Annotated in this window: 16 protein-coding genes; 10 read left to right on the top strand and 6 right to left on the bottom strand. The window is 63.0% G+C overall.

Annotated elements, in window-relative coordinates:
* Nucleotides 1-236: 236 nt before the first annotated feature.
* Entirely contained in the window at nucleotides 237-602 is a 366-nt protein-coding gene (gene erpA, locus GVL12_RS24815) for an iron-sulfur cluster insertion protein ErpA (protein ID WP_159918233.1), read from the top strand.
* Between the two features lie 194 nt (nucleotides 603-796).
* Nucleotides 797-2179 (top strand): multidrug transporter subunit MdtD, encoded by a 1383-nt coding sequence (gene mdtD / locus GVL12_RS24810; RefSeq protein ID WP_159918232.1) that lies wholly within the window; start codon nucleotides 797-799, stop codon nucleotides 2177-2179.
* Here mdtD and GVL12_RS24805 read toward each other — a convergent pair.
* Entirely contained in the window at nucleotides 2176-3309 is a 1134-nt protein-coding gene (locus GVL12_RS24805) for an anhydro-N-acetylmuramic acid kinase (RefSeq protein ID WP_159918231.1), read from the bottom strand. The two genes, mdtD and GVL12_RS24805, sit on opposite strands and share 4 nt — an antisense overlap.
* Before the next feature lie 348 nt (nucleotides 3310-3657).
* On the bottom strand, nucleotides 3658-4848 hold the full coding sequence (locus GVL12_RS24800; protein WP_200844067.1) for a M23 family metallopeptidase: 1191 nt from the start codon (nucleotides 4846-4848) through the stop codon (nucleotides 3658-3660).
* 392 nt (nucleotides 4849-5240) lie between these two features.
* Here GVL12_RS24800 and tyrS point away from each other — a divergent pair, with 392 nt between their 5' ends.
* Nucleotides 5241-6437: a tyrosine--tRNA ligase gene (gene tyrS / locus GVL12_RS24795; protein WP_235033974.1), complete on the top strand. Its 1197-nt coding sequence runs from the start codon at nucleotides 5241-5243 to the stop codon at nucleotides 6435-6437.
* 145 nt (nucleotides 6438-6582) lie between these two features.
* Here tyrS and GVL12_RS24790 read toward each other — a convergent pair whose 3' ends face one another.
* Nucleotides 6583-7563, bottom strand: a complete 981-nt coding sequence (locus GVL12_RS24790) for a LysR substrate-binding domain-containing protein (protein ID WP_159918228.1) — start codon at nucleotides 7561-7563, stop codon at nucleotides 6583-6585.
* Nucleotides 7564-7755: 192 nt separating this feature from the next.
* On the opposite strand from GVL12_RS24790, the gene glmU reads away from it, so the two are divergent.
* Nucleotides 7756-9192, top strand: coding sequence for a bifunctional UDP-N-acetylglucosamine diphosphorylase/glucosamine-1-phosphate N-acetyltransferase GlmU (glmU, locus tag GVL12_RS24785; RefSeq protein WP_159918227.1), 1437 nt, complete (start codon nucleotides 7756-7758; stop codon nucleotides 9190-9192).
* Nucleotides 9192-10004, top strand: a complete 813-nt coding sequence (locus tag GVL12_RS24780; protein ID WP_159918234.1) for an ATP-binding protein — start codon at nucleotides 9192-9194, stop codon at nucleotides 10002-10004. Before glmU ends, GVL12_RS24780 begins: the two co-directional genes overlap by 1 nt.
* A gap of 7 nt (nucleotides 10005-10011) precedes the next feature.
* On the opposite strand, the gene GVL12_RS24775 is transcribed toward GVL12_RS24780, so the two are convergent.
* Nucleotides 10012-10488: an Lrp/AsnC family transcriptional regulator gene (locus tag GVL12_RS24775; protein WP_159918226.1), complete on the bottom strand. Its 477-nt coding sequence runs from the start codon at nucleotides 10486-10488 to the stop codon at nucleotides 10012-10014.
* 141 nt (nucleotides 10489-10629) lie between these two features.
* On the opposite strand from GVL12_RS24775, the gene glmS reads away from it, so the two are divergent.
* Nucleotides 10630-12537, top strand: a complete 1908-nt coding sequence (gene glmS, locus GVL12_RS24770) for a glutamine--fructose-6-phosphate transaminase (isomerizing) (RefSeq protein WP_159918225.1) — start codon at nucleotides 10630-10632, stop codon at nucleotides 12535-12537.
* 212 nt (nucleotides 12538-12749) lie between these two features.
* Here glmS and GVL12_RS24765 read toward each other — a convergent pair whose 3' ends face one another.
* Complete coding sequence (locus tag GVL12_RS24765; RefSeq protein ID WP_159918224.1) at nucleotides 12750-13058, bottom strand: hypothetical protein; 309 nt, start codon at nucleotides 13056-13058, stop codon at nucleotides 12750-12752.
* Nucleotides 13059-13218: 160 nt separating this feature from the next.
* On the opposite strand from GVL12_RS24765, the gene GVL12_RS24760 reads away from it, so the two are divergent.
* Nucleotides 13219-13476 (top strand): hypothetical protein, encoded by a 258-nt coding sequence (locus GVL12_RS24760; RefSeq protein ID WP_159918223.1) that lies wholly within the window; start codon nucleotides 13219-13221, stop codon nucleotides 13474-13476.
* Nucleotides 13473-15770, top strand: coding sequence for a hypothetical protein (locus GVL12_RS24755; RefSeq protein WP_159918222.1), 2298 nt, complete (start codon nucleotides 13473-13475; stop codon nucleotides 15768-15770). The genes GVL12_RS24760 and GVL12_RS24755 overlap by 4 nt, the downstream gene beginning before the upstream one ends.
* Nucleotides 15771-16487: 717 nt before the next feature.
* Here the strand turns inward: GVL12_RS24755 and GVL12_RS24750 are convergent.
* On the bottom strand, nucleotides 16488-17339 hold the full coding sequence (locus GVL12_RS24750) for a DUF5677 domain-containing protein (RefSeq protein WP_159918221.1): 852 nt from the start codon (nucleotides 17337-17339) through the stop codon (nucleotides 16488-16490).
* 173 nt (nucleotides 17340-17512) lie between these two features.
* Between GVL12_RS24750 and GVL12_RS24745 the strand changes: the two genes are divergently transcribed.
* Together GVL12_RS24745 and GVL12_RS24740 are read left to right on the top strand one after the other, a co-directional pair.
* The gene (locus GVL12_RS24745) at nucleotides 17513-18250 is read left to right on the top strand and encodes a hypothetical protein (protein ID WP_159918220.1); all 738 of its coding nucleotides are present in this window, start codon (nucleotides 17513-17515) and stop codon (nucleotides 18248-18250) included.
* A 293-nt stretch (nucleotides 18251-18543) separates the two neighbouring features.
* Entirely contained in the window at nucleotides 18544-19404 is an 861-nt protein-coding gene (locus tag GVL12_RS24740; protein ID WP_159918219.1) for a TniQ family protein, read from the top strand.
* Nucleotides 19405-19493: the final 89 nt, after the last annotated feature.

Below are 19493 nucleotides of genomic sequence, written 5' to 3'. Positions count from 1 at the left end.
GTACTTTGACCGGCTGGGAGTGCCAAGATTGTCTTGACCTCAAGCTCTCGAACCGCCCGGTGCGGATCCGCATGCCGGGTGGTGTGGCAGGGGTGCCTCCAAGAATGGAGGCCCCCTATGCCGATTGCACAAAGGTGAATGGCCCCACTCGCTTTGTCGGCAAGCAAAGGGTGGTCCGAATTCCCGAGCGATCTGCAGTACCATTTCCCTCAAACCTTGAATATCGGAGTACCCACATGAGCGCCGTTGCAGAAAACATCCAGAGCGAAATGCCTTCTCCCATCCTTTTCACCGACAGTGCGGCGGCGAAAGTGGCGGACCTGATCGCCGAAGAAGGCAACCCTGAGTTGAAGCTGCGCGTGTTCGTGCAAGGCGGCGGTTGCTCGGGCTTCCAGTATGGTTTCACGTTCGATGAAATCACCAATGAAGACGACACGACCATGACCAAGAACGGCGTGTCGCTGCTGATCGATGCCATGAGCTACCAGTACCTGGTGGGCGCCGAGATCGACTACAAGGAAGACCTGCAGGGCGCGCAGTTCGTGATCAAGAACCCGAATGCCACGACCACCTGCGGTTGCGGTTCGAGCTTCTCGGCCTGAGCGACACAGAATTGCTTTGGGCTCCGTGCATCTGCCGGGCCCTCTGCCCAACCGCCTGCCACAGGCGGTTTTTTTATTGACGCCGGGCCGCCCCAAGGCAATAAGCGCCCCCGTGGGGGGCAGCGGCTACACGCAGTGAGCAAGCGTGGGGGCCTTTTTTATGCCCGCTTCGTTCCCCGCATTGACGCTTTTCCATGACGCTTGCCCGCTCAAATACCGTACTGCTGTGGCTGGTCGCCATCGGCTTTTTCATGCAGACGCTGGATGCGACCATCGTCAACACGGCCTTGCCGACCATGGCCGCGGCGCTGGGCGAAAGCCCGCTGCGCATGCAGTCGGTGATCGTCGCCTATTCTCTGACCATGGCCATGGTCATTCCCGCATCGGGCTGGATCGCTGACCGCTTCGGCACGCGCCGCGTCTATCTGCTGGCGATTGCGCTGTTCGTGCTCGGCTCGGTGCTGTGCGCGGTCGCCGCGAGCCTAAACCAACTGGTGCTTGCGCGCATTGTCCAGGGCTGCGGCGGCGCGTTGCTGATGCCCGTGGGGCGGCTGGCCGTGCTGCGCGCCTTTCCGCGCGAGCAGTTCCTGCGCGCCATGAGTTTCGTCACGCTGCCCGGGCTGATCGGGCCGCTGGTCGGGCCTACGCTGGGCGGCTGGATGGTGGAGTATGCGACCTGGCACTGGATTTTCCTGGTCAATGTGCCCGTGGGCGCGATCGGCCTGCTGGCCACGCTGCGCTTCATGCCCGACTCCTTGTTGCTGCACCTGAAGCGTTTCGATGTTGCGGGCTATGCGCTGCTGGCTTTTGGCATGGTCGCGGTGTCGCTGTCGCTCGAAGGTCTGCACTTTCTGGGCGCGGGCGGCGCGACCGCGCTGCTGGCCGCGGGCCTGGCAAGCCTGCTGGTCTATTGGTGGCACGCGCGGCGCCGGCCCGATCCGCTGTTCGCGCCCGAGCTGTTCGCGGTGCGCAGCCTGCGCGTGGGCCTGCTGGGCAATCTGTTCACGCGGCTGGGAAGTTCGAGCATTCCGTTTCTGATTCCGCTGGTGCTGCAGGTCTGCATTGGCCTGTCGCCCATGCAGGCCGGCATGATGATGCTGCCCACGGTGCTGGCCAGCATGCTGGTCAAGCCGGCGGGCACGCGGCTGATCCAGCGCTGGGGCTACCGGCGCACGCTGGTCGCGAACACCGGCCTGCTGGCCGTGATGATCGCGAGTTTTGCGCTGATCACGCCGGATCAGCCTTTTTGGCTGCGCATCGTGCAGTTGCTGGTGTTTGGTGCGAGCAACTCCATGCAGTTCATGGGCATGAACTCCGTGACGCTCAAGGACCTCGAGGCGGAGCACGCGAGCAGCGGCAACAGCCTGCTGTCGATGGTGCAGATGCTGGCCATGGGCATGGGGGTAGCGGTCGCGGGCGCGGTGCTCGCGGGCTTTCATGCGCTCTGGGGCCAGGCCGGGGCTGCTGGCAGCCTGCCGGCATTCCAGGCGACTTTTGTCTGCATGGGCGTGATGACGCTGTTCTCGGCGGCCATCTTCACGCGGCTTGATCCGCCGCCGTCTGGGTCTAAGGCTTAGGCCGGATACACCGCGCCCAGCACGCGCGGCCCGAGCGCGCCGGTCACGCGTGCGAGATTGCCGGGCAGCCCCAGCAGCGTCTGGCGCGCGAGCCAGGCAAAGGCTGCAGCTTCGACCTGCAGTGGCGGCAGGCCGCTGGCCATGGTGCTCTGTACATGCATGCCGGGCAGCAGTGCGGTGATGCGCGCCATCAGGCGGCCGTTGAGCGCGCCGCCGCCGCAGACCAGCAGTTGCGCCGCGTCCCGGCCCCAGCGCAGCGCGCCGTCGACGCAGGCGCGCGCGGTGAACTCGGTCAGCGTGGCCTGTACGTCCTCGGCGCGGGTGCCGGGCGGCAAGAGGGTCAGCCGCTGTTGCAGCCAGTCGGGATTGAACAGGTCGCGGCCCGTGCTCTTGGGCGGGGGCTGCAGCAGGAAAGGCTCGTCCAGCAGCCGCTGCAGCAGCGCAGGCAGCACGCTGCCGCTGGCCGCCCAGGCGCCGTCATCGTCATAGGCCTGGCCGGTGTGGCGCTGGCACCAGGCGTCCATCAGTGCGTTGCCCGGGCCGCAGTCGAAGCCGCTGACTTCGCCATCGGCGGGCAGTACGCTCAGATTGGAAATGCCGCCGATATTGAGCGCCAGCAGTGTCTGCCCGGGCTGGCCGAACACGCTCTGATGGAATGCCGGCACCAGCGGCGCGCCCTGGCCGCCCGCGGCCACGTCGCGGCTGCGGAAGTCGGCGACGACGCGGATGCTGCAGCGCTCGGCAAGCAGCGCCGGGTTGTTGAGCTGCAGTGTATAGCCCGTGCCGTCGAACATCTGCGGGCGGTGGCGCACGGTCTGCCCGTGGGCGCCGATCGCCTGCACCGCCTGCGGCGGCAGGCCCGCGCGCTGCAGCAACTGCTGCACCACGTCGGCATAGCATGCGACCAGGGCGTTGGCTGCCAGCGCGGCGCGGTGCAGCTCGTTGTCGCCCGCGGTGTTGAGTGCCAGCAGCTCGGCGCGCAGTCCGGCATCGAAGCCGCAGCCCGCATGTTGCAATACCTGTGTGTGACCCTGGAAGTCGACCAGCACGCCGTCAACGCCATCGAGCGAGGTGCCCGACATCAGGCCGATATAGAGATCAGGGGTGGGGGTGAGGGTGGCGCAGGTCATGGGAGTCATGTTAGCGGCGTGGTGCACCGCGCACATGAAAAATGGCCCCCACGCTCCCCACTGCGTGTGGTCGCGCTGGGGGGCTAAGCCCCCCAGACGCTTTTCATCTTGGGGTAGCCCGGCGATGAAAAATGGCCCCCACGCTCCCCTTGCTGCGCAAGGTCCGCGCTGGGGGGGCGAAGCTCCCCAGATGCTTTTCACCTTGGGGCGGCCCGGCGATGAAAAATGGCCCCCACGCTCCCCACTGCGTGTGGTCGCTGCCCCCAAAGGGGGCGCTTTTCATCTTGGGGCGGCCCGGCGATGAAAAAAGCCGCTTTGCAGCGGCTTTTCAAGGAGGTGCGCGGGGGCTTACTCTGCGCTGGCCAGCGTCTGCTGGGCGGAGTCGAGTGCGAGGCGCATTTGCGCTGCCTGGCGGTTGAAGGCCGTGCGGGCGGCGGCCGAGACCGGGCGTGCGGCCTGCGCGGTGCCGATGACGGTCAGCGGATCCTGGGCCTTGCCGTTGACGCGCACTTCAAAGTGCAGGTGCGGGCCCGTGGCCCAGCCGGTGGAGCCGACGGCGCCTATGGTCGCGCCTTGGGAGACGCTCGCGCCCTTGCGCACGTCCATGCGGCTCAGGTGGGCATAGACCGTGACGTTGTTGTCCGGATGCTTGACGAAAATCACATTGCCGTAGCCGTTTTGCACGCCCGCGAATTCGACCACGCCATCGGCGACGGTACGCACCGCGGTGCCCGTGGGGGCCGCGAAGTCGGTGCCGCTGTGGGCGCGCCAGGTCTTTTGAATCGGGTGGAAGCGCATCGCAAAGCCGCTGCTCACACGCGAGAAGGCCAGCGGTGCCGACAGATAGGAGCGCTCGAGGCTGGATCCGTCGAGTGCGTAGTAGGCGCCCTTGGTGCCGGGCTCCTGGAACCACATGGCCTGGTGGACCGTGCCATTGTTGTGGAATTCCGCGCTCAGCAGGCGGCCACTGCGCAGCGGTTCGCCATCGGCTTCTAGGGTTTCGTAGACCAGGGTGAAGCGGTCGTTCTTGCGCAGCGAACGGCGGAAGTCGATCTTGCCGTTGAAGACTTCGGCCAGTTGCGAAGCGACGGCATCGGGAATGTTGGCGGCATCGGTCGCGGCAAACAGCGAGCTCTGGATCACGCCGCCCGCGAGGCGGTTGTTCGACACCAGATCGCCGGTTTCAAGGCGGGTCACAAAACCCTTGTCCTGGCGTTCGACCACGAGGCGCTGGAACTGGGCGCTGTCGTCGTCGGGTGCCCAGCGGGCGGTCAGGCGCGTCAGCTGGTGGTCGTTCGTGGCTTCGGCCGAGACCAGGCGGCCACCGCGAGAAAGCAGGTGCTGGCGCACCTGTTCATTGCTGCGCAGGTAGGACGAGGCTTGGGGGTCGGCAACGCCCAGGCGCTGGAGCAGCGCTTCGGCGCTGTCGTTGCTACGCGACAGGTCGGAGCGGTAGAGCGCAAAATCCTGCAGCTCGGTCAGCTCGACCAGGGGCGTGTCATCGGCCAGCGAGACGACCTGTTGGGTCAGGGTGCGCACCGGGAGGTCGGCAGGATCGGGTCCCAGCGACGCAACGGCGAAGGCGCCACCACCGGCTGTCAACAACAGGGAGGCCAGCGCGGATGTAACGCGCTTGGGGTGTTGTTGCAGAGTGTTACTTATCCGCGCGAGCAAGGCATTGCCGGCAATGATCAGTCCAGATTTCAAAATCGAGTTCCCGTTTCGGTGCGCGTCCAGTCAGACGAGGAAATGGAGGTGCGGCAGGACGCGCTTTCCAGGGGTTGGAAGCCATTCGACAGTGTCGATACGGGGACCCTACTAGAATTCGCCACAGCGACAAGCCATGAATTATAACGGGGGGTACTTCCCCAGCATCGAAAAAAACCCTTATGAATCAACCTGCTGTTACAACATACCCAGTCACCGAAGGGGTGAGCCAAGCGCTTGAAATCAGCTTGCGCGGTGTCGAGGAGCTGCTGCCCCAGGACGAATGGACGCGCAAGCTCGCGCGTTCGGCTGCCACCGGCGTGCCTTTGCGGGTGAAGCTGGGTCTTGATCCTACGGCGCCGGATATTCATATCGGTCATACGGTGGTGCTCAACAAGATGCGCCAGCTGCAAGATCTGGGCCACCAGGTGATTTTTCTGATCGGCGACTTCACCACGCTGATCGGCGACCCCTCGGGCCGCAACTCCACACGCCCCCCGCTCACGGCCGAGCAGATCAAGATCAACGCCGAGACCTACTACCGCCAAGCGGCGATGGTGCTGGACCCGGCGCGCACCGAAGTGCGCTACAACAGCGAATGGTGTGACCAGCTGGGCGCGCGCGGCATGATCGAGCTGTCGGCCAAGTACACCGTGGCGCGCATGATGGAGCGCGACGACTTCCACAAGCGCTTCCATGGCGGCCAGTCGATTTCGCTGCACGAATTCCTCTACCCCATGCTGCAGGGCTATGACTCCGTTGCGCTCAAGGCCGACCTGGAGCTCGGCGGCACCGACCAGAAGTTCAACCTGCTGATGGGCCGCCATCTGCAGCAGGAATACGGCCAGGAGCCGCAGTGCGTGCTGACCATGCCGCTGCTCGTGGGCCTGGACGGCGTGGACAAGATGTCCAAGTCCAAGAACAACTACATCGGCATCACCGAGGAAGCCAACACCATGTTCGCCAAGGTGCTGTCGATTTCGGACACGCTGATGTGGGACTGGTACACGCTGCTGTCGTTCAAGAGCCTGGCCGAGATCGCCGCCCTCAAGGCCGAAGTCGCGGGCGGGCGCAATCCCAAGGACGCCAAGGTCATGCTGGCCAAGGAAATCACCGCGCGCTTCCATTCGGCCGCTGCGGCCGATGCCGCCGAGCAGGACTTCATCAACCGCAGCAAGGGCGGCGTGCCCGATGAGATCCCTGAAGTCCAGCTGTCCGGCGCACCGCTGGGCATTGGCGCGCTGCTCAAGCAGGCGAATCTCGCACCCTCGACCAGCGAAGCCAACCGCCTGATCGACGGCGGCGGCGTGCGCGTCGATGGTGCGGTGATCAGCGACCGCGGCCTCAAGCTCGATGCGGGCACCTTTGTGGTGCAGGTCGGCAAGCGCAAGTTTGCGAGAGTGAAACTCACCACCCCCTGAGCCGCTTACGCGGCTTCCCCCGCTCATCCTTCGGTGGCGGGGGACGACACCATCGCTGCGGGGCGGCCCTTGCTCGGTGTCCCCTTGCTGGGCCACGCCAGTTTCTGAGGCTGAGAACTGTGCTTGACGCCGTTGTTCCAGCCCCTCAGCTTGACGTGGGGCCCATGGCCGCGCGCGTGAGCGCGGCCTGACCGCGCAACCAATCGCAAAAGGCCTGCACTTCGGGGCGCGGCGCGCTGCGCGGGCCGGGCAGCAGCCAGTAGGCCAGGGGCGAGTCGAGCCGGTGCGCGGGCAGTACTTCGACCAGGTCGCCGCTGGCCAGCGCGTCGGCGACCAGCGGCAGGCGCGCAATCGCCAGGCCCTGGCCCGCGAGTGCGGCCTGCACGATCTGGTGGGCGTAGTTGAAATACAGCCAGCGCGGTGGTTGCAGCGGGGCGCAGCCGTGCGCATGGAACCAGCGCTGCCAGCCCAGCCAGGCGAGTTGCGGCAGGCGCTGCGCATCGCCGGTCTCGATCAGCGTGAAGCGCGCGGCGTCGGCCGGCGTGCGAATCGCCGGCTGGCTGCGCAGCAGCCAGGGGCTGGCGACCACGGCCAGCTGTTCGCCGAACAGGCGCTCGGCACCCGCGCCCTCGGGCGCGCGGCTGTAGCGCAGCGCGAGATCGACATCGGTGGTTTCCATGTCCATCACCGTGTCCGAGGTGTCGATGCGGATGTCGATGTCGGGGAATTCGCGCTGAAAGGCTTCGAGCCGCGGGATCAGCCACATGGCCGCGAAGCTGGCCCAGGTGGTGATCGCCACGCTTTTGCGCCCTGCGGTCTGGCGCAACTGGCGCACGGCGGCGTCTATGCGCTCGAGCCCCGGCGCGACCGCGCGCAGCAGGTGCACGCCGGCGCTGGTCAGTTCCACGGCGCGCGTGTGGCGCAGGAACAGCGCAACCCCGACTTCGTCTTCCAGCGCCTGGATCTGCCGGCTCACGGCCGAGGGCGTGAGCGCCAGCGTATCGGCGGCAGCGCGGAAATTCAGGTGTTCGGCCGCGGCCACGAACGCCCGCAGATGGCCTGCTGCCACGGCGCGCGTGCGCAGCGGCGGTGCAGGCGACAGGGACGAGGGCGGCGAAGAGGGCATGACGGCTCCAGGGCAGGGATACGGCGGCGCGGCGCCCACGGTGAGGGCCGGTGCAGCCCTGAAATGTAAAAGATATTCGCTTGCCGCGGCCTGGCATTGCCGCCGGTATGCGGGGATGAAGCCCGGGCGCGATAATTCGCCACCATGTCTGTGCCTGCGCGGCGCAGTCTTTCGATCATGACAGGCAATCAAATGACAGCATCACTGGACCTCATCATCATGGCCGCGGGCAAGGGCACGCGTATGAAAAGCCGCTTCCCCAAGGTTTTGCAACGGCTTGGCGGAAGGCCGCTGCTGCAGCATGTGCTCGACCAGGCCGCGCACCTCGGGGCGCGCAGCGCGGTGGTGGTGACCGGTCATGGCGCGGCCGAAGTCGAGGCCGCGATTTCTGCAGCAGCCGATGCCCGCCCCATGGGCTTTGCGCTGGATTTCGTGCGCCAGGAGCCCCAGCTGGGCACGGGGCACGCGGTGCAGCAGGCAGTGCCGCTGCTGCGTGACGATGGCGTGGCCGTGGTGCTGTCGGGCGACGTGCCGCTGACCGAGGCCGCTACGCTGCAGGCGCTGGTCGACGCCGCGGGCAGCGACCGGCTTGCGCTGCTGACCGTGACCCTGCCCGACCCGACCGGCTACGGCCGCATCGTGCGCACGCCCGCGGGCGCGGTGCAGGCCATCGTCGAGCACAAGGATGCGAGCGAAGCGCAGCGGCGCATCGCCGAGATCTACAGCGGCATCATGGCCGTGCCCGCGCGGCTGCTCAGCGGCTGGCTCGCGCGCCTGAACAATGACAACGCCCAGGGCGAGTACTACCTGACCGACATCGTGGCCATGGCCGTGGCCGACGGTGTGCCCGTGGTCGCGCACTGCATCGATGACGCGCTGCAGGTCGCGGGCGTCAACAGCCCGGTGCAGCTGGCCGAACTCGAGCGCGCCCACCAGCTGCGCCAGGCCCGCAAGCTGATGGAGCAGGGGGTGCGCCTGGCCGACCCCGCGCGCTTCGACCTGCGCGACGACAAGCGCAGCGGCGCGCGTGCCGCGCTGGCCTGTGGCCAGGACGTGGAAATCGATGTCGGCTGCATCTTCAGCGGCGAGGTGACGATAGGCGCGGGCGCGTCGATAGGCGCGCACTGCTGCATCGCCAACGCCACCATTGGCGCGGGCGCGGTCATCCACCCCTACACGCACATCGATGGCGAAAAGCTCGGCGTGACCGTGGGTGAGGGCACGCTGGTCGGACCGTTTGCGCGCCTGCGCCCCGGCGCCCAGCTCGGCCGCGAAGTGCATATCGGCAACTTCGTCGAAGTCAAGAACAGCACGCTGGCCGACGGCGCCAAGGCCAACCACCTGGCCTACCTAGGCGATGCGACGGTCGGCGAGCGCGTCAACTACGGCGCCGGCAGCATCACGGCCAACTACGACGGCGTCAACAAGCACCGTACCGTGATCGAGGCCGATGCGCACATCGGCAGCAACTGCGTGCTGGTCGCGCCGGTCACGGTGGGCGCGGGCGCGACCGTTGGCGGCGGCTCGACGATTGCCAAGGATGTGCCCGCGGGCACACTGGGCGTGGCGCGCGGCCGTCAGGCCAATATCTCCCACTGGAAACGTCCGAGCAAACTCCCCAAGCCATGATGCCCGACCCTGCTCCCAGCATTGCACCGGCGCAGCCTACGCCTGCCGATCTGCCCCAGGCGCTGGCCCTGCTGGCCCAGCGCGAGCAGGAGCTCGCCGCACTGCGCGCCAGCCACGAGGATTGGTTGCGTGCGCTTTCGCACGACCTGCGCGCGCCGCTGCGCCATATCACGTCGTATACGCCCTTGCTGCGCGAAACCCTGCATGTGGCCGGCCTGCAGGGCGGGGATGCCCAGGAAGCGGAGCAGTTCCTCGGGGTGATGGAGCAGGCCGCGCGCCGCATGGGCAGCATGCTCGATGGTGTGTTGCAGGTGGCGGGAATGCTGCGCGAGCACCGGCGCCTGCAAACCGTGGACCTGGTACAGGTGGCGGACGAAGTGCGCGCGGCGCTGCTCGCGGCCGAGCCCACGGCGGCGCAGGTGCAGTGGCGCCTGCCCGCGGCGCAGGTGCTGCTGCAGGCCGACCCGCAGTTGCTGCGCGCCATGCTGACAGCGCTGTTCGACAATGCGCTGAAGTTCTCGCGCGGCCAGTCGTCGCCGCAGATCAGTTTGCAGGCCGAGGCGTTGCCCGATGGCGGTGTGCGCTGGCAGGTGCAGGACAACGGTGTGGGCTGTGATGGGTCACGCGCGGGCCAGGTGTTCGGGCTGTTCCAGCGCCTGCACCGCGAAACCGAGTTCGACGGCGTGGGCGTGGGACTTGCCGTCGCGCAGACCGCGGCACGCCAGCACGGCGCTGAACTTTCTTTGCACAGTGCACCGGGCCAGGGTTGCACGGTCGTTGTGAATTGGCCTGCGCCCTCGCCCGCGCAGTGAGAACGCGTCAGCGCGGCGCCAACGGTATCTTGGTCTCGAACTTGGCGCGTTTGGTCGCGAAGAACGCGCGCACATTGCGGACATTGCTGTCCTGCGTGAACAGCCGCTGGGTCAGCGCGAGGTAGCTGGGCATGTCGCGCGTATAGGTGGCGAGCATGAAGTCGGGGCCGGGCGAGACGCGCCAGCATTGCTGCACCGCGTCCTCGGCCACGGCGCGGGCTTCGAAGCGGTCCAGCGCCTGCGCGTCCTGGCGGTCCAGCGTGACTTCGATCCAGGCCGTGAGGCCGTGGCCCGAGAGGGCGGCGAGGCGCTCGGGCTGCAGGAAGGCGACCTGGCGCTCGATGATGCCTTCCTCGTGCAGGCGCCGCACGCGGCGCAGGCAGGTCGGGGGGGAGACATTCACGCGCTCGGCCAGTGCCTGGTTGCTCAGGCTTGCATCCCGTTGCAATAAATCCAGCAGCTGCAGGTCAATGTCGTCGATCATTTATTTCGAAAATCCAGTTGTTGTGAAATTAAATTTCTTTTTTGGGGTATTAAGAAATTTAATTTCAGTTATATATGAATAACGATCGAAAGTTTCTTGCTGACAAATATAGCATCGCCTGTCTTTCTTCAGGAGCATTCCATGTGTGGCATTGTCGGCGCCGTTTCCCATCGCAATATCGTTCCCGTACTGGTGCAGGGCCTGCAACGCCTCGAGTACCGCGGATATGACTCCTGCGGCGTGGCCGTGCATGCGCTCGATGCCTCCGGCACGCGCAGCACCGGCCTGACGCGTGCGCGCAGCACGGCCCGCGTGGCCGAGCTGCTCGAGCAGGTGCAGACCGAAAACCTGCAGGGCTTCACCGGCATCGCCCACACCCGCTGGGCGACCCATGGCGAACCCGCCGTGCGCAACGCCCACCCGCATTTCAGCTTCGGTCCGGGTGAAGCCCGGCCAGGCCAGCCGGCCCGCGTGGCGCTGGTGCACAACGGCATCATCGAAAACTACGAGGCGCTGCGCACCAGCCTGCAGGCCAAGGGCTATGTGTTCGTCAGCCAGACCGACACCGAAGTCATTGCCCACCTGGTCGACAGCCTCTACAACGGTGACCTGTTCGAAGCGTTCCGCGCCGCCGTCGCCCAGCTGCACGGCGCCTACGCGCTGGCCGTGATGCACAAGGACGAACCCGAGCGCCTGGTCAGCGCGCGCGCGGGCTCGCCGCTGATCCTGGGCATAGGCGAGGGCGGCGAGCATTTCGTCGCCAGCGATGCCATGGCGCTGGCCGGCGTGACCGACCAGATCGTCTACCTCGAGGAAGGCGACATGGTCGACCTGCAGCGCGGCCGCTACTGGCTGTTCGACAAGGCCGGCCAGGCGCTCACGCCCGAGCAGCGGCCGGTGCGCACCGTGCATGCGCACAGCGGCGCGGCCGAGCTCGGCCCGTACCGCCACTACATGCAAAAAGAGATCTTCGAGCAGCCGCGCGCGATCGGCGACACCATCGACGGCGTGCTGGGCATCGTGCCCGAGCTGTTCGACGGCGTGGCCGTGCACGGCAAGAGCGGCGCCGCGGCCTGGCGCGTGTTCAAGGAAATCGACAATGTGCTGATCCTGGCCTGCGGCACCAGCTACTACAGCGGCTGCGCGGCCAAGTACTGGCTCGAAGACATTGCCGGCATTCCCTGCCAGGTCGAAGTGGCCAGCGAATACCGCTACCGCACCAGCGTGCCCAACCCCCGCACCCTGGTCGTCACCATCAGCCAGTCGGGTGAAACCGCCGACACGCTGGCCGCGCTGCGCCATGCGCAAAGCCTGGGCATGCAGCACACGCTGACGATCTGCAACGTGGCCACCAGCGCCATGGTGCGCGAGTGCGAACTGGCCTACATCACGCGCGCTGGCGTGGAAATCGGCGTGGCCTCGACCAAGGCGTTCACCACCCAGCTCGCGGGCCTGTTCCTGCTGACGCTGGCACTGGCGCAAAGCAAGGGCCGCCTGAGCGAGGAAGACGAAGCGCGTTACCTCACTTCGATGCGCCACCTGCCCGTGGCCTTGCAGGCCGTGCTGGCGCTAGAGCCGCAGCTCATCAGCTGGGCCGAGGAGTTCGCGCAGTGCGAGAACGCGCTGTTCCTGGGGCGTGGCATCCACTACCCGATCGCGCTCGAAGGCGCGCTCAAGCTCAAGGAAATCAGCTACATCCACGCCGAAGCCTACCCCGCGGGCGAACTCAAGCATGGCCCGCTGGCCCTGGTGACCAGCGCCATGCCCGTGGTGACCGTGGCCCCCAATGACGCGCTGCTCGAAAAGCTCAAGAGCAATATGCAGGAAGTGCGCGCGCGCGGCGGCGTGCTGTATGTGCTCGCCGATGCCGACACGCAGATCGCCAGCGCCGAAGGCCTGAATGTGATCCGCATGCCCGAAAACTATGGCGCGCTGAGCCCCATCCTGCACGTCGTTCCGCTGCAACTGCTCGCTTATCACACGGCCTGCGCACGCGGCACGGACGTCGACAAGCCGCGCAATCTGGCGAAGTCGGTGACGGTGGAGTAAGAACGTGTTCACGATCTCCGCTGTTGTTCTGGGTAATTAAAGTCGTAAACCGGCAAATAAAGTCGTAAACCAGGGGCTAGCATTCATGCGGGTTTGCGGGGCGGTGATTTGTAACCGTAAAGTCGTAAACTCGAGCTAGCCTTCTGGTGTCGGGCGGCAAATTACAGCTGTCTGGCGCACCTGTTGTACAGTCTTCGCTATGAAAAGAGCGCTCACATATAGCGCTCTTTTTTTTGCGTGAATGCGGCTGCTGCGGCTGTGCAGTCGTTGGAGAATTTCGACGTGATGGCTGCTTCAGGCTGAGAGCGGCCGGTCATCCCGTTTACGATGAATGACTGCTGCTCGGAAGAGCGGACCAAGGCTTGCCTGTTGGCGACAGCCAGGCCGTTCCAGTCGCCTGCGGTTACCGGCGGCAGACTACAGTGGAGCAGATCAGGAAGCGGGATGGCGCCCATTGACACAAAGGCGCGCTGGAGCGCGCCGATGCCGATGGTTCTTGCACAGTATTCAATACTGTTCAAAAATACAAGCTTAGCCGCGACTTCGAGGAGGGCGCCGTGTCCAGCTACATCTTCATCTTGCCCAGGTCTGATCCCGGGATGGGCCACCCGCTGGCCGACCCGTTGCTCACCTCCGGGTCTCGTCCCACCATGGGCATTTGCAGGCCTGACCTACGCCGCCTTGGAGATTGCAGAGAAGCTCGAAGAGCATCTCGCGGCCTTGCGACAGTTTCCCGAGAACGCCCTGCGCTTCTACGTGGGTGAGAAGATGGGCAACATCATCGTTACCCCCGACTGTTGGGTTACATTCGACCCCAACCCCTGGGGCTTACTGGGTCAATTCCAGATGGAAGTCAACATGCTTGGCGATGACGGTCTACGGCAACGTTCTGCTGACCCGTTGAATCTCTTGGTACCGGCTACCGCATTACCGGCATGAGACGACGCAAGCCGCGCCAGCAAGCCAGCTCCGGCAGCGCGCGGGGCCCCATCTTCAAGAGCATCCCGGTCTCGCAACTGACCGACAAAGATCGCAAGGACTGGGTCGTTGCGATAGGGGAGCAGGCACGCAGCGAACTTGCTGACGCCCTTTCTGAAGTCGAGACGCTGATCGCACGGGTGGAACCCTTCCAGACGCTGGCCGTCATGGCGAGCTACGCGCTCATGCGATTCGTGACGAAGGACAACTCCAGGAAAAGAGCCACACCCGAAGTACAGCAGGGGCATGTCGAGTTCCTGCAGGCCATGTACCTTCGCTTGGGCCCCAGCACGCTACTGTCACCTTCGACACCAGACGACATCCAGGTCCTCTTCGACCAGCTGCCCCGGCTTTTTTCCGCCCAGCATCAGGCTCGCTTGCCCACGCGAGAAAGCGTTGACAGACCCGTGACGGCGGATGACGGCGCTCTGCAAATCGTACAGGAGTACCTGAGGGCACACACCACCGTGGTTCGTAATTGGGGGTACTTCTCCAGCGTGACCAGGATTTCTGGGGAGCTGCTGTCAGGCATCGACCAACAGTTCAGGGCGCGCTGCGGCTTGGCAGCCAGCGACGTCGTCAAGCTGTTCGAACACCTGGTTCGTCGACAGGAAAAGCGTGTAAGCGACCACTGGTCGCGAGTGCAAGATGTACTCTGCCTTGTCACTGTGGACGAGATGGTGGACGCGTTCTTTGCTCGATTTCCCTTCGATGGCGAAACGGCCGAGGCCGCAACAGAACTCAAGCGGGAGGCGCTGACGACGCGTCGGCTGAAAGCCGCCTTGCTTCCGATGGCAGACCAGTACCTCGCAGCAGAGTTCTTCTTCGGGAGCGACCAGATTACTCAGGAGACGGGATTGCCGCCCGCTGCCGTGGAAAGCCTGCTGCGCAAGCTGAGTCTCAGCTTCGGAGCGCTGACGAACACACCCGTCGACCGGCTTTTCCTCAACAACCCGGTCTGGCTCAGGCCGCTCATCGCTCTTGACTCCCCAGGGCAGTACTTCTGCGCCCTGCCCCAGACCCTCATGAGCTTTGTATACCCAATCGTTGACGAACTCGTGAAGCCACACCCAGAAGTCGCGAAGCGACTCAGTGATGTGCGTGCACACTTTCTTGAATCGGAAGTCGAGCGCCTTCTGAAGGTAGCATTTCCAGACGTCCAAGTCGTGCCTGGCTTCAAGTGGCGCGATGGTGACCAGGAGTTCGAGACTGACGCCATGCTTCGATTCGACTCCACCATCTTGCTGGTGGAGTCGAAGTCGGCTAAAGTGTCTTGGCCCGCGCTACGTGGCGCTCCCGACCGTCTTCTTCGCGATGTGCGTGAGCTCATCGTCACGCCGTCGGAGCAGTCCGGGCGCTTGGCCGCGAAGCTGCAGCAAGAAATTGCTCTGCGTTCGGCAGGTAGTGCGCCCCAGATGGACTTCCCGTTGTCACTGGACAAGGTGACCGCAGTCGTGCGCTTATCCGTGAGCCTGCAGGACTTCGCAACCGTGCAGAGCGTTCCCTCACTCTTGGCGCAGGCCGGCGTGCTTAACAACCTGTACCCCCTCGCACCTTGCATCTCGCTGGCGGACCTGGAGGTCCTCATTGACCTGTTTGAGCAGCCGCACGTCAGGCTGCATTACATCCGCCAGCGCGCTTCCACCATGCTGGCCCACCAGGTGGTTGGCGACGAACTGGACATGCTAGGCCTATACCTGGACACCTCGCTGAACTTCGGCGGACTCCAGCCTGGTGAGCAGAACATCACCTTGAACGGCTACTCCGCACGGCTGGACCGGTACTATACGGCCAGGGATGAAGGCGAGCACGCCCGAAAGCCGCGCCGGGCGACCATCGCCTGGTTCAATCGCCTCTGTGAGCAGATTTCAAAGCGCCCGATGTTTGGCTGGAGCGAGTTGACTGGCGCCCTCTTGTCTCTCACCCCAATCCAACAGCAAAAAGTCGAGCGCGAGGTCCAGAAGATTGCCCGACGTATCCGTGAAGGCAAGCCGGTTCGAGATAGCAAAGACACCATCGTGCTCGTTGGACCTGAATGGGCCAACACAGCGCTGGCCATTCGAGCAAGGGATAAGCGCCAGCCCGGCAAGTTTCTGGAAGGTGCCGAACATCTCGCCTCTGAGGTGTTTGAACACAAGCACGTCGAGCGCTGCTGCATGGTCGCGGTGGATGCCCTCGACCAGCAACTGCCCTACCTTGGTGGCGCCTTGCTCACGCGGGCTGACCGGCCCGTGCCGGCCACCATCTTCTTCTAGCCGCGTTCGCCACCTCGGACAGGCGTCTACAGCGCAAGCTGACGGTTGTTGGCGGCCAGGACGTTCTCCTGCAGGTACTTGACGACGCCTGCAGCCAGGGGGGGGCTTCGTGCGCTGCCTCCCATCCAAGATAGGACTGAATTCGGCGGCGCAGTTGGTCCCAGGAACTTAGCGTCTAGGACGTTTGCCCAGATTACCAGCACGACTGTGAATAGAAATACTCGATGATCTCAAGTCATTAACTTCAAAAAACAGAACTTCTCTGAAGCCTCACCATATAGTAAATCTTCAGATCTACTGAGATCTACAGAAGTCTGGTTCAGCCAAAGCTAAATAGGAATACCTCTAGCGACTGTAGATCGAATGGCTGACGTCAAAAGAGATAGATCGACCGGTGAGATATGGGGTGCGACCTAGCAGCGTTCCAAGCCCCCAAGGTTCCGCTCGATGGTGCCTCGACTATAGAAAACCTTGATAGCTAACTCAGGACCGCTTCCAGTGGGTGCCGACGCTATTTTTGGAGGACCGCTTCAGGCTGCGGATTCAACTGGTCGATGCAACACAATGACTGCCTCTGGCGGAAGGTCAGCAATGAGATAGATTAGTCATTCGCTGCAAGCCCTCAGGTGCGCCACGGGTCTGATCCGTGTGTCCTTGATTAGTAATTCGTGCGGATGGGGCCAAATAAAACGAACAGCAGGACTTTTGGCGTTGGGTCTAGTTGGGTTCATCTCCTCCAACCCATTCGTCGCCAGTCGCCGCTTTGTACGTGCGCTTGAACAGCTCATGCTCATCAAGGACGATTGGGCCAAATTTTTCGGTGTTGGCATACGCTGCGAGGAACCCTGAAGCCGCGTGTGATGCCGCCGACAAGATATTGATCAATTGCTCTTGGACACCATGGCGGAAGGAGTCAGGAGAGGTGCGGTCTTTAGTGTGAGAAGTGAAGAAGTAGCTCATTCCGTACACCGACCCATGAATGATCTCCGACGACACGGCATAGACCATCCCGTATGCGCCAAGGAATGCTCCCCCCGCGGCCCTTACTTTCTTGCCGATACGATCAATTCGGTTTGGTGCATCCAGTGTGGTCCAAGAACCTTGACCCTTACCTGCGAACTCAGGGAACCTGTCCCGCAGCGTCTTCTTCGGGTCTTCGTCGCTGTTTACCGCCAACATCATCTCGCCTGATCCAATGATGCGGTTGTGGTGCTTCCAAGAAGCGTACTCCACATGCCGAAGGGCGCGCTGAGCAACATCGACTGGTTGCGTCACGAAGAAGGCGGCGTTGATGAATCCCTCCACCACCGTACGCGCAACGCCGTACATATCACGAATCATCAGCCCCTTCTCTTCAGAGAGCTTGACCAGGGTGTTCATCGACTGACCAGCACCCATGGCAACGCCGGCCGCCGCACGGATTTTGTCCACATCAAGTTCATTGGAGAGCAACTGCCACTTGTACTGCACAGGTCCTTCGGTCATGACGTACAGACATAGCCGTAACAGCTCCTGCTGATCCGCGATGACGGCGCGCAATTCTTGAAGGATTTCCTGTTGGTCGCTCATGTGGGGCATTCTGCATGTAAATTTGACCTACCGCACCTGTAAAATGCGGTATGCTACACGCCGAGTGATGGTGTAAGGGAAACACACCGGCTTGCCGGGATTTAGTGAGGGTTCGAGTCCCTCACCACTAAAGTTCATTTGCGCCGTGAGTGAGCTTTAGTGGTGAAAAGCTAATGCAACGGAATCCTACAAAAATCTACGGACATCACGTCGCCAATTTGCGCGAATTAGAAATCGCACTTACGAATATTTCCCGTATTTCACGTGCAGCGATCGCATCGCGAGACCCTCAACAAAGTTTACGTACGCTGTTGCGCATGTATGCGTTCTTGATTGGGGCATGGGCAGAAACTCGATTGTGCAAACTTCTGCATGAAGAGTTCGGTTTCGATTCAGCCGAGCGGGAGATTGTTCAAGGCAAGGCGACGCAGCTTGAGCAGTGGCAAGAAGCCGTTGATCTTGCATTTAGAAAACACTATCGCGTCAAGAATGCAAAGCTTGACGAGCGCACTCTTGGGGTTGACTATGCCGCGCGCCGGAACGCGCTCCAGGGTGTGCTGACGAATGAGTTGCGAATTATTATCGAGATTCGAAACAAATTGGCCCACGGTCAATGGGTGTTTCCGCTTAACAATTCTGGCACGGCGGTGGAGTCTGAAAAGTTCAGACTGATCAATAAAGAGAACTTGCAGTCTTTGCAGTTCAAACACGCGTTGCTTGAGCATCTGGCTAATGCGGTTCACGATCTGGTTATTAGCCCAAGTGCATTTAAGCGAGATTTCGAGAGCCACTACAAGAGGCTCTTGCAAGTCCGAACGAACTTAGTCACTAAGAAGTACGAAAAATACGAGGCCATGCTTATCGAGTCTCGTCGGCGTGCGCGTAGCAGTTCAGACGCAGCTTCCGTGTAGGTGTGCTAGTAGACAGTGGTGTAGTTAGGTATCTACACGGCAGACTTATCACGCTGATTCCCAACTCCCCGCTCGTCCCTGAGCCGCCGTTGATCCGCCCGTGAGACATGCTAGGCAACGACTGGTATACGACCGAAACCATGAGCAGGGCAGTCAAAGTCGACCGACAGCAATCGCTGCACTGCCGTCATTCCGTCAGTCTAGACGAAGGACTGGAGTGGGGCGAACCTGGACTCTGAAGGCGGCACTTCTGAGGTCTTCCATCTGCAGTTGTGCTTCGGTAGAGTGGGGGCGTGCCCATCACCCCAGACCTGTTTCCAGACTTTTTGCTCCTGAACTGGCTGCCTGACGAAACGCTTTTCAGCCTGGTGAGCCGACAGCATTTGCTGTCGGGCGAGGTCATCGCCTCCCGAACCAGTGAGCGATTCTTCGGGGGGAGTAGAGCAGGAGCTCAGCATGACTTTCCCAATCGTCTGGCGACATTTGTTGAACGCACTGGAGGGCGGCTAGGAGGTCTTCAGGAAGTTGGCTTGCATCGGACGCTGCTCAACTTCTACAGTGCTTTCATCACCTCGCAAGAGTGCGCGCATGCCATCGAATGCATGGCTGGTGATAGCGTGGCGCACCTCAAACTGCGGCTGGGCATTTTGACCAGTCGTTTTCGGGCGCATCACCCTCTGAAGGCTTGTCCAGTCTGCATGGAGGAGGACGCCAGCAGCACCGGGTGGGCGTACTGGCATTTACAGCATCAATATCCAGGCGTTTGGGTGTGCACCAAGCATGCTCAACCTCTGCTTTCTTCAGCGCTCAAGGCGACAGGTGTTCAGCGTTTTCAGTGGATCCTGCCGCGTCAGCATGAGCTCTGTGATGAGCGAACGGCATCACAAGGCGATGACTTGTCAGGCAGGCTGTTCCGTCTTGCTGCGCTGGTAGAAACATTGGTGCAGCGAGGTGCGCGGGAACCGCTTCCAATGCCTCAGCTATACCGGATGTATCGCTACGCCATGCTGCAACGAGGTTGGCTGACGGCGGCTGGGAGCTTGCGGATGAATGTGATTGCTAAGGAGTTTCTTGAGCACATCCGACCGTTGCGCATAGTGGCTGAGTTCGCAGGACTGAATCACGCCGGGTTCCGTGGAGGCTATTTGGTTTAAGTCAGGCCACCACCGAGGTGGCCTGACTGGCGAGTTGCCGGTAGTAGTTTTCCTCAGCTTCTGCCGGCGGAATGTACCCGATGGGCTCC

It is taken from the genome of Pantoea sp. 18069 (assembly GCF_902706035.1).
GTDB lineage: Bacteria > Pseudomonadota > Gammaproteobacteria > Burkholderiales > Burkholderiaceae_C > Comamonas.
The sequence above is the reverse complement of the archived record's forward strand: the minus strand, read 5'-3'. Positions and strand labels throughout refer to the sequence as shown.

Excerpts from the sequence above, each read along its gene's own strand:
- GVL12_RS24745 (WP_159918220.1), top strand. The coding sequence starts at position 17,513 with ATGCAACGGAATCCTACAAAAATCTACGGACATCACGTCGCCAATTTG.
- glmU (WP_159918227.1), top strand. The coding sequence starts at position 7,756 with ATGACAGCATCACTGGACCTCATCATCATGGCCGCGGGCAAGGGCACG.
- glmS (WP_159918225.1), top strand. The coding sequence starts at position 10,630 with ATGTGTGGCATTGTCGGCGCCGTTTCCCATCGCAATATCGTTCCCGTA.
- GVL12_RS24755 (WP_159918222.1), top strand. The coding sequence starts at position 13,473 with ATGAGACGACGCAAGCCGCGCCAGCAAGCCAGCTCCGGCAGCGCGCGG.
- mdtD (WP_159918232.1), top strand. The coding sequence starts at position 797 with ATGACGCTTGCCCGCTCAAATACCGTACTGCTGTGGCTGGTCGCCATC.
- GVL12_RS24750 (WP_159918221.1), bottom strand. The coding sequence starts at position 17,339 with ATGAGCGACCAACAGGAAATCCTTCAAGAATTGCGCGCCGTCATCGCG.
- GVL12_RS24780 (WP_159918234.1), top strand. The coding sequence starts at position 9,192 with ATGCCCGACCCTGCTCCCAGCATTGCACCGGCGCAGCCTACGCCTGCC.
- GVL12_RS24775 (WP_159918226.1), bottom strand. The coding sequence starts at position 10,488 with ATGATCGACGACATTGACCTGCAGCTGCTGGATTTATTGCAACGGGAT.
- GVL12_RS24790 (WP_159918228.1), bottom strand. The coding sequence starts at position 7,563 with ATGCCCTCTTCGCCGCCCTCGTCCCTGTCGCCTGCACCGCCGCTGCGC.
- GVL12_RS24805 (WP_159918231.1), bottom strand. The coding sequence starts at position 3,309 with ATGACCTGCGCCACCCTCACCCCCACCCCTGATCTCTATATCGGCCTG.
- erpA (WP_159918233.1), top strand. The coding sequence starts at position 237 with ATGAGCGCCGTTGCAGAAAACATCCAGAGCGAAATGCCTTCTCCCATC.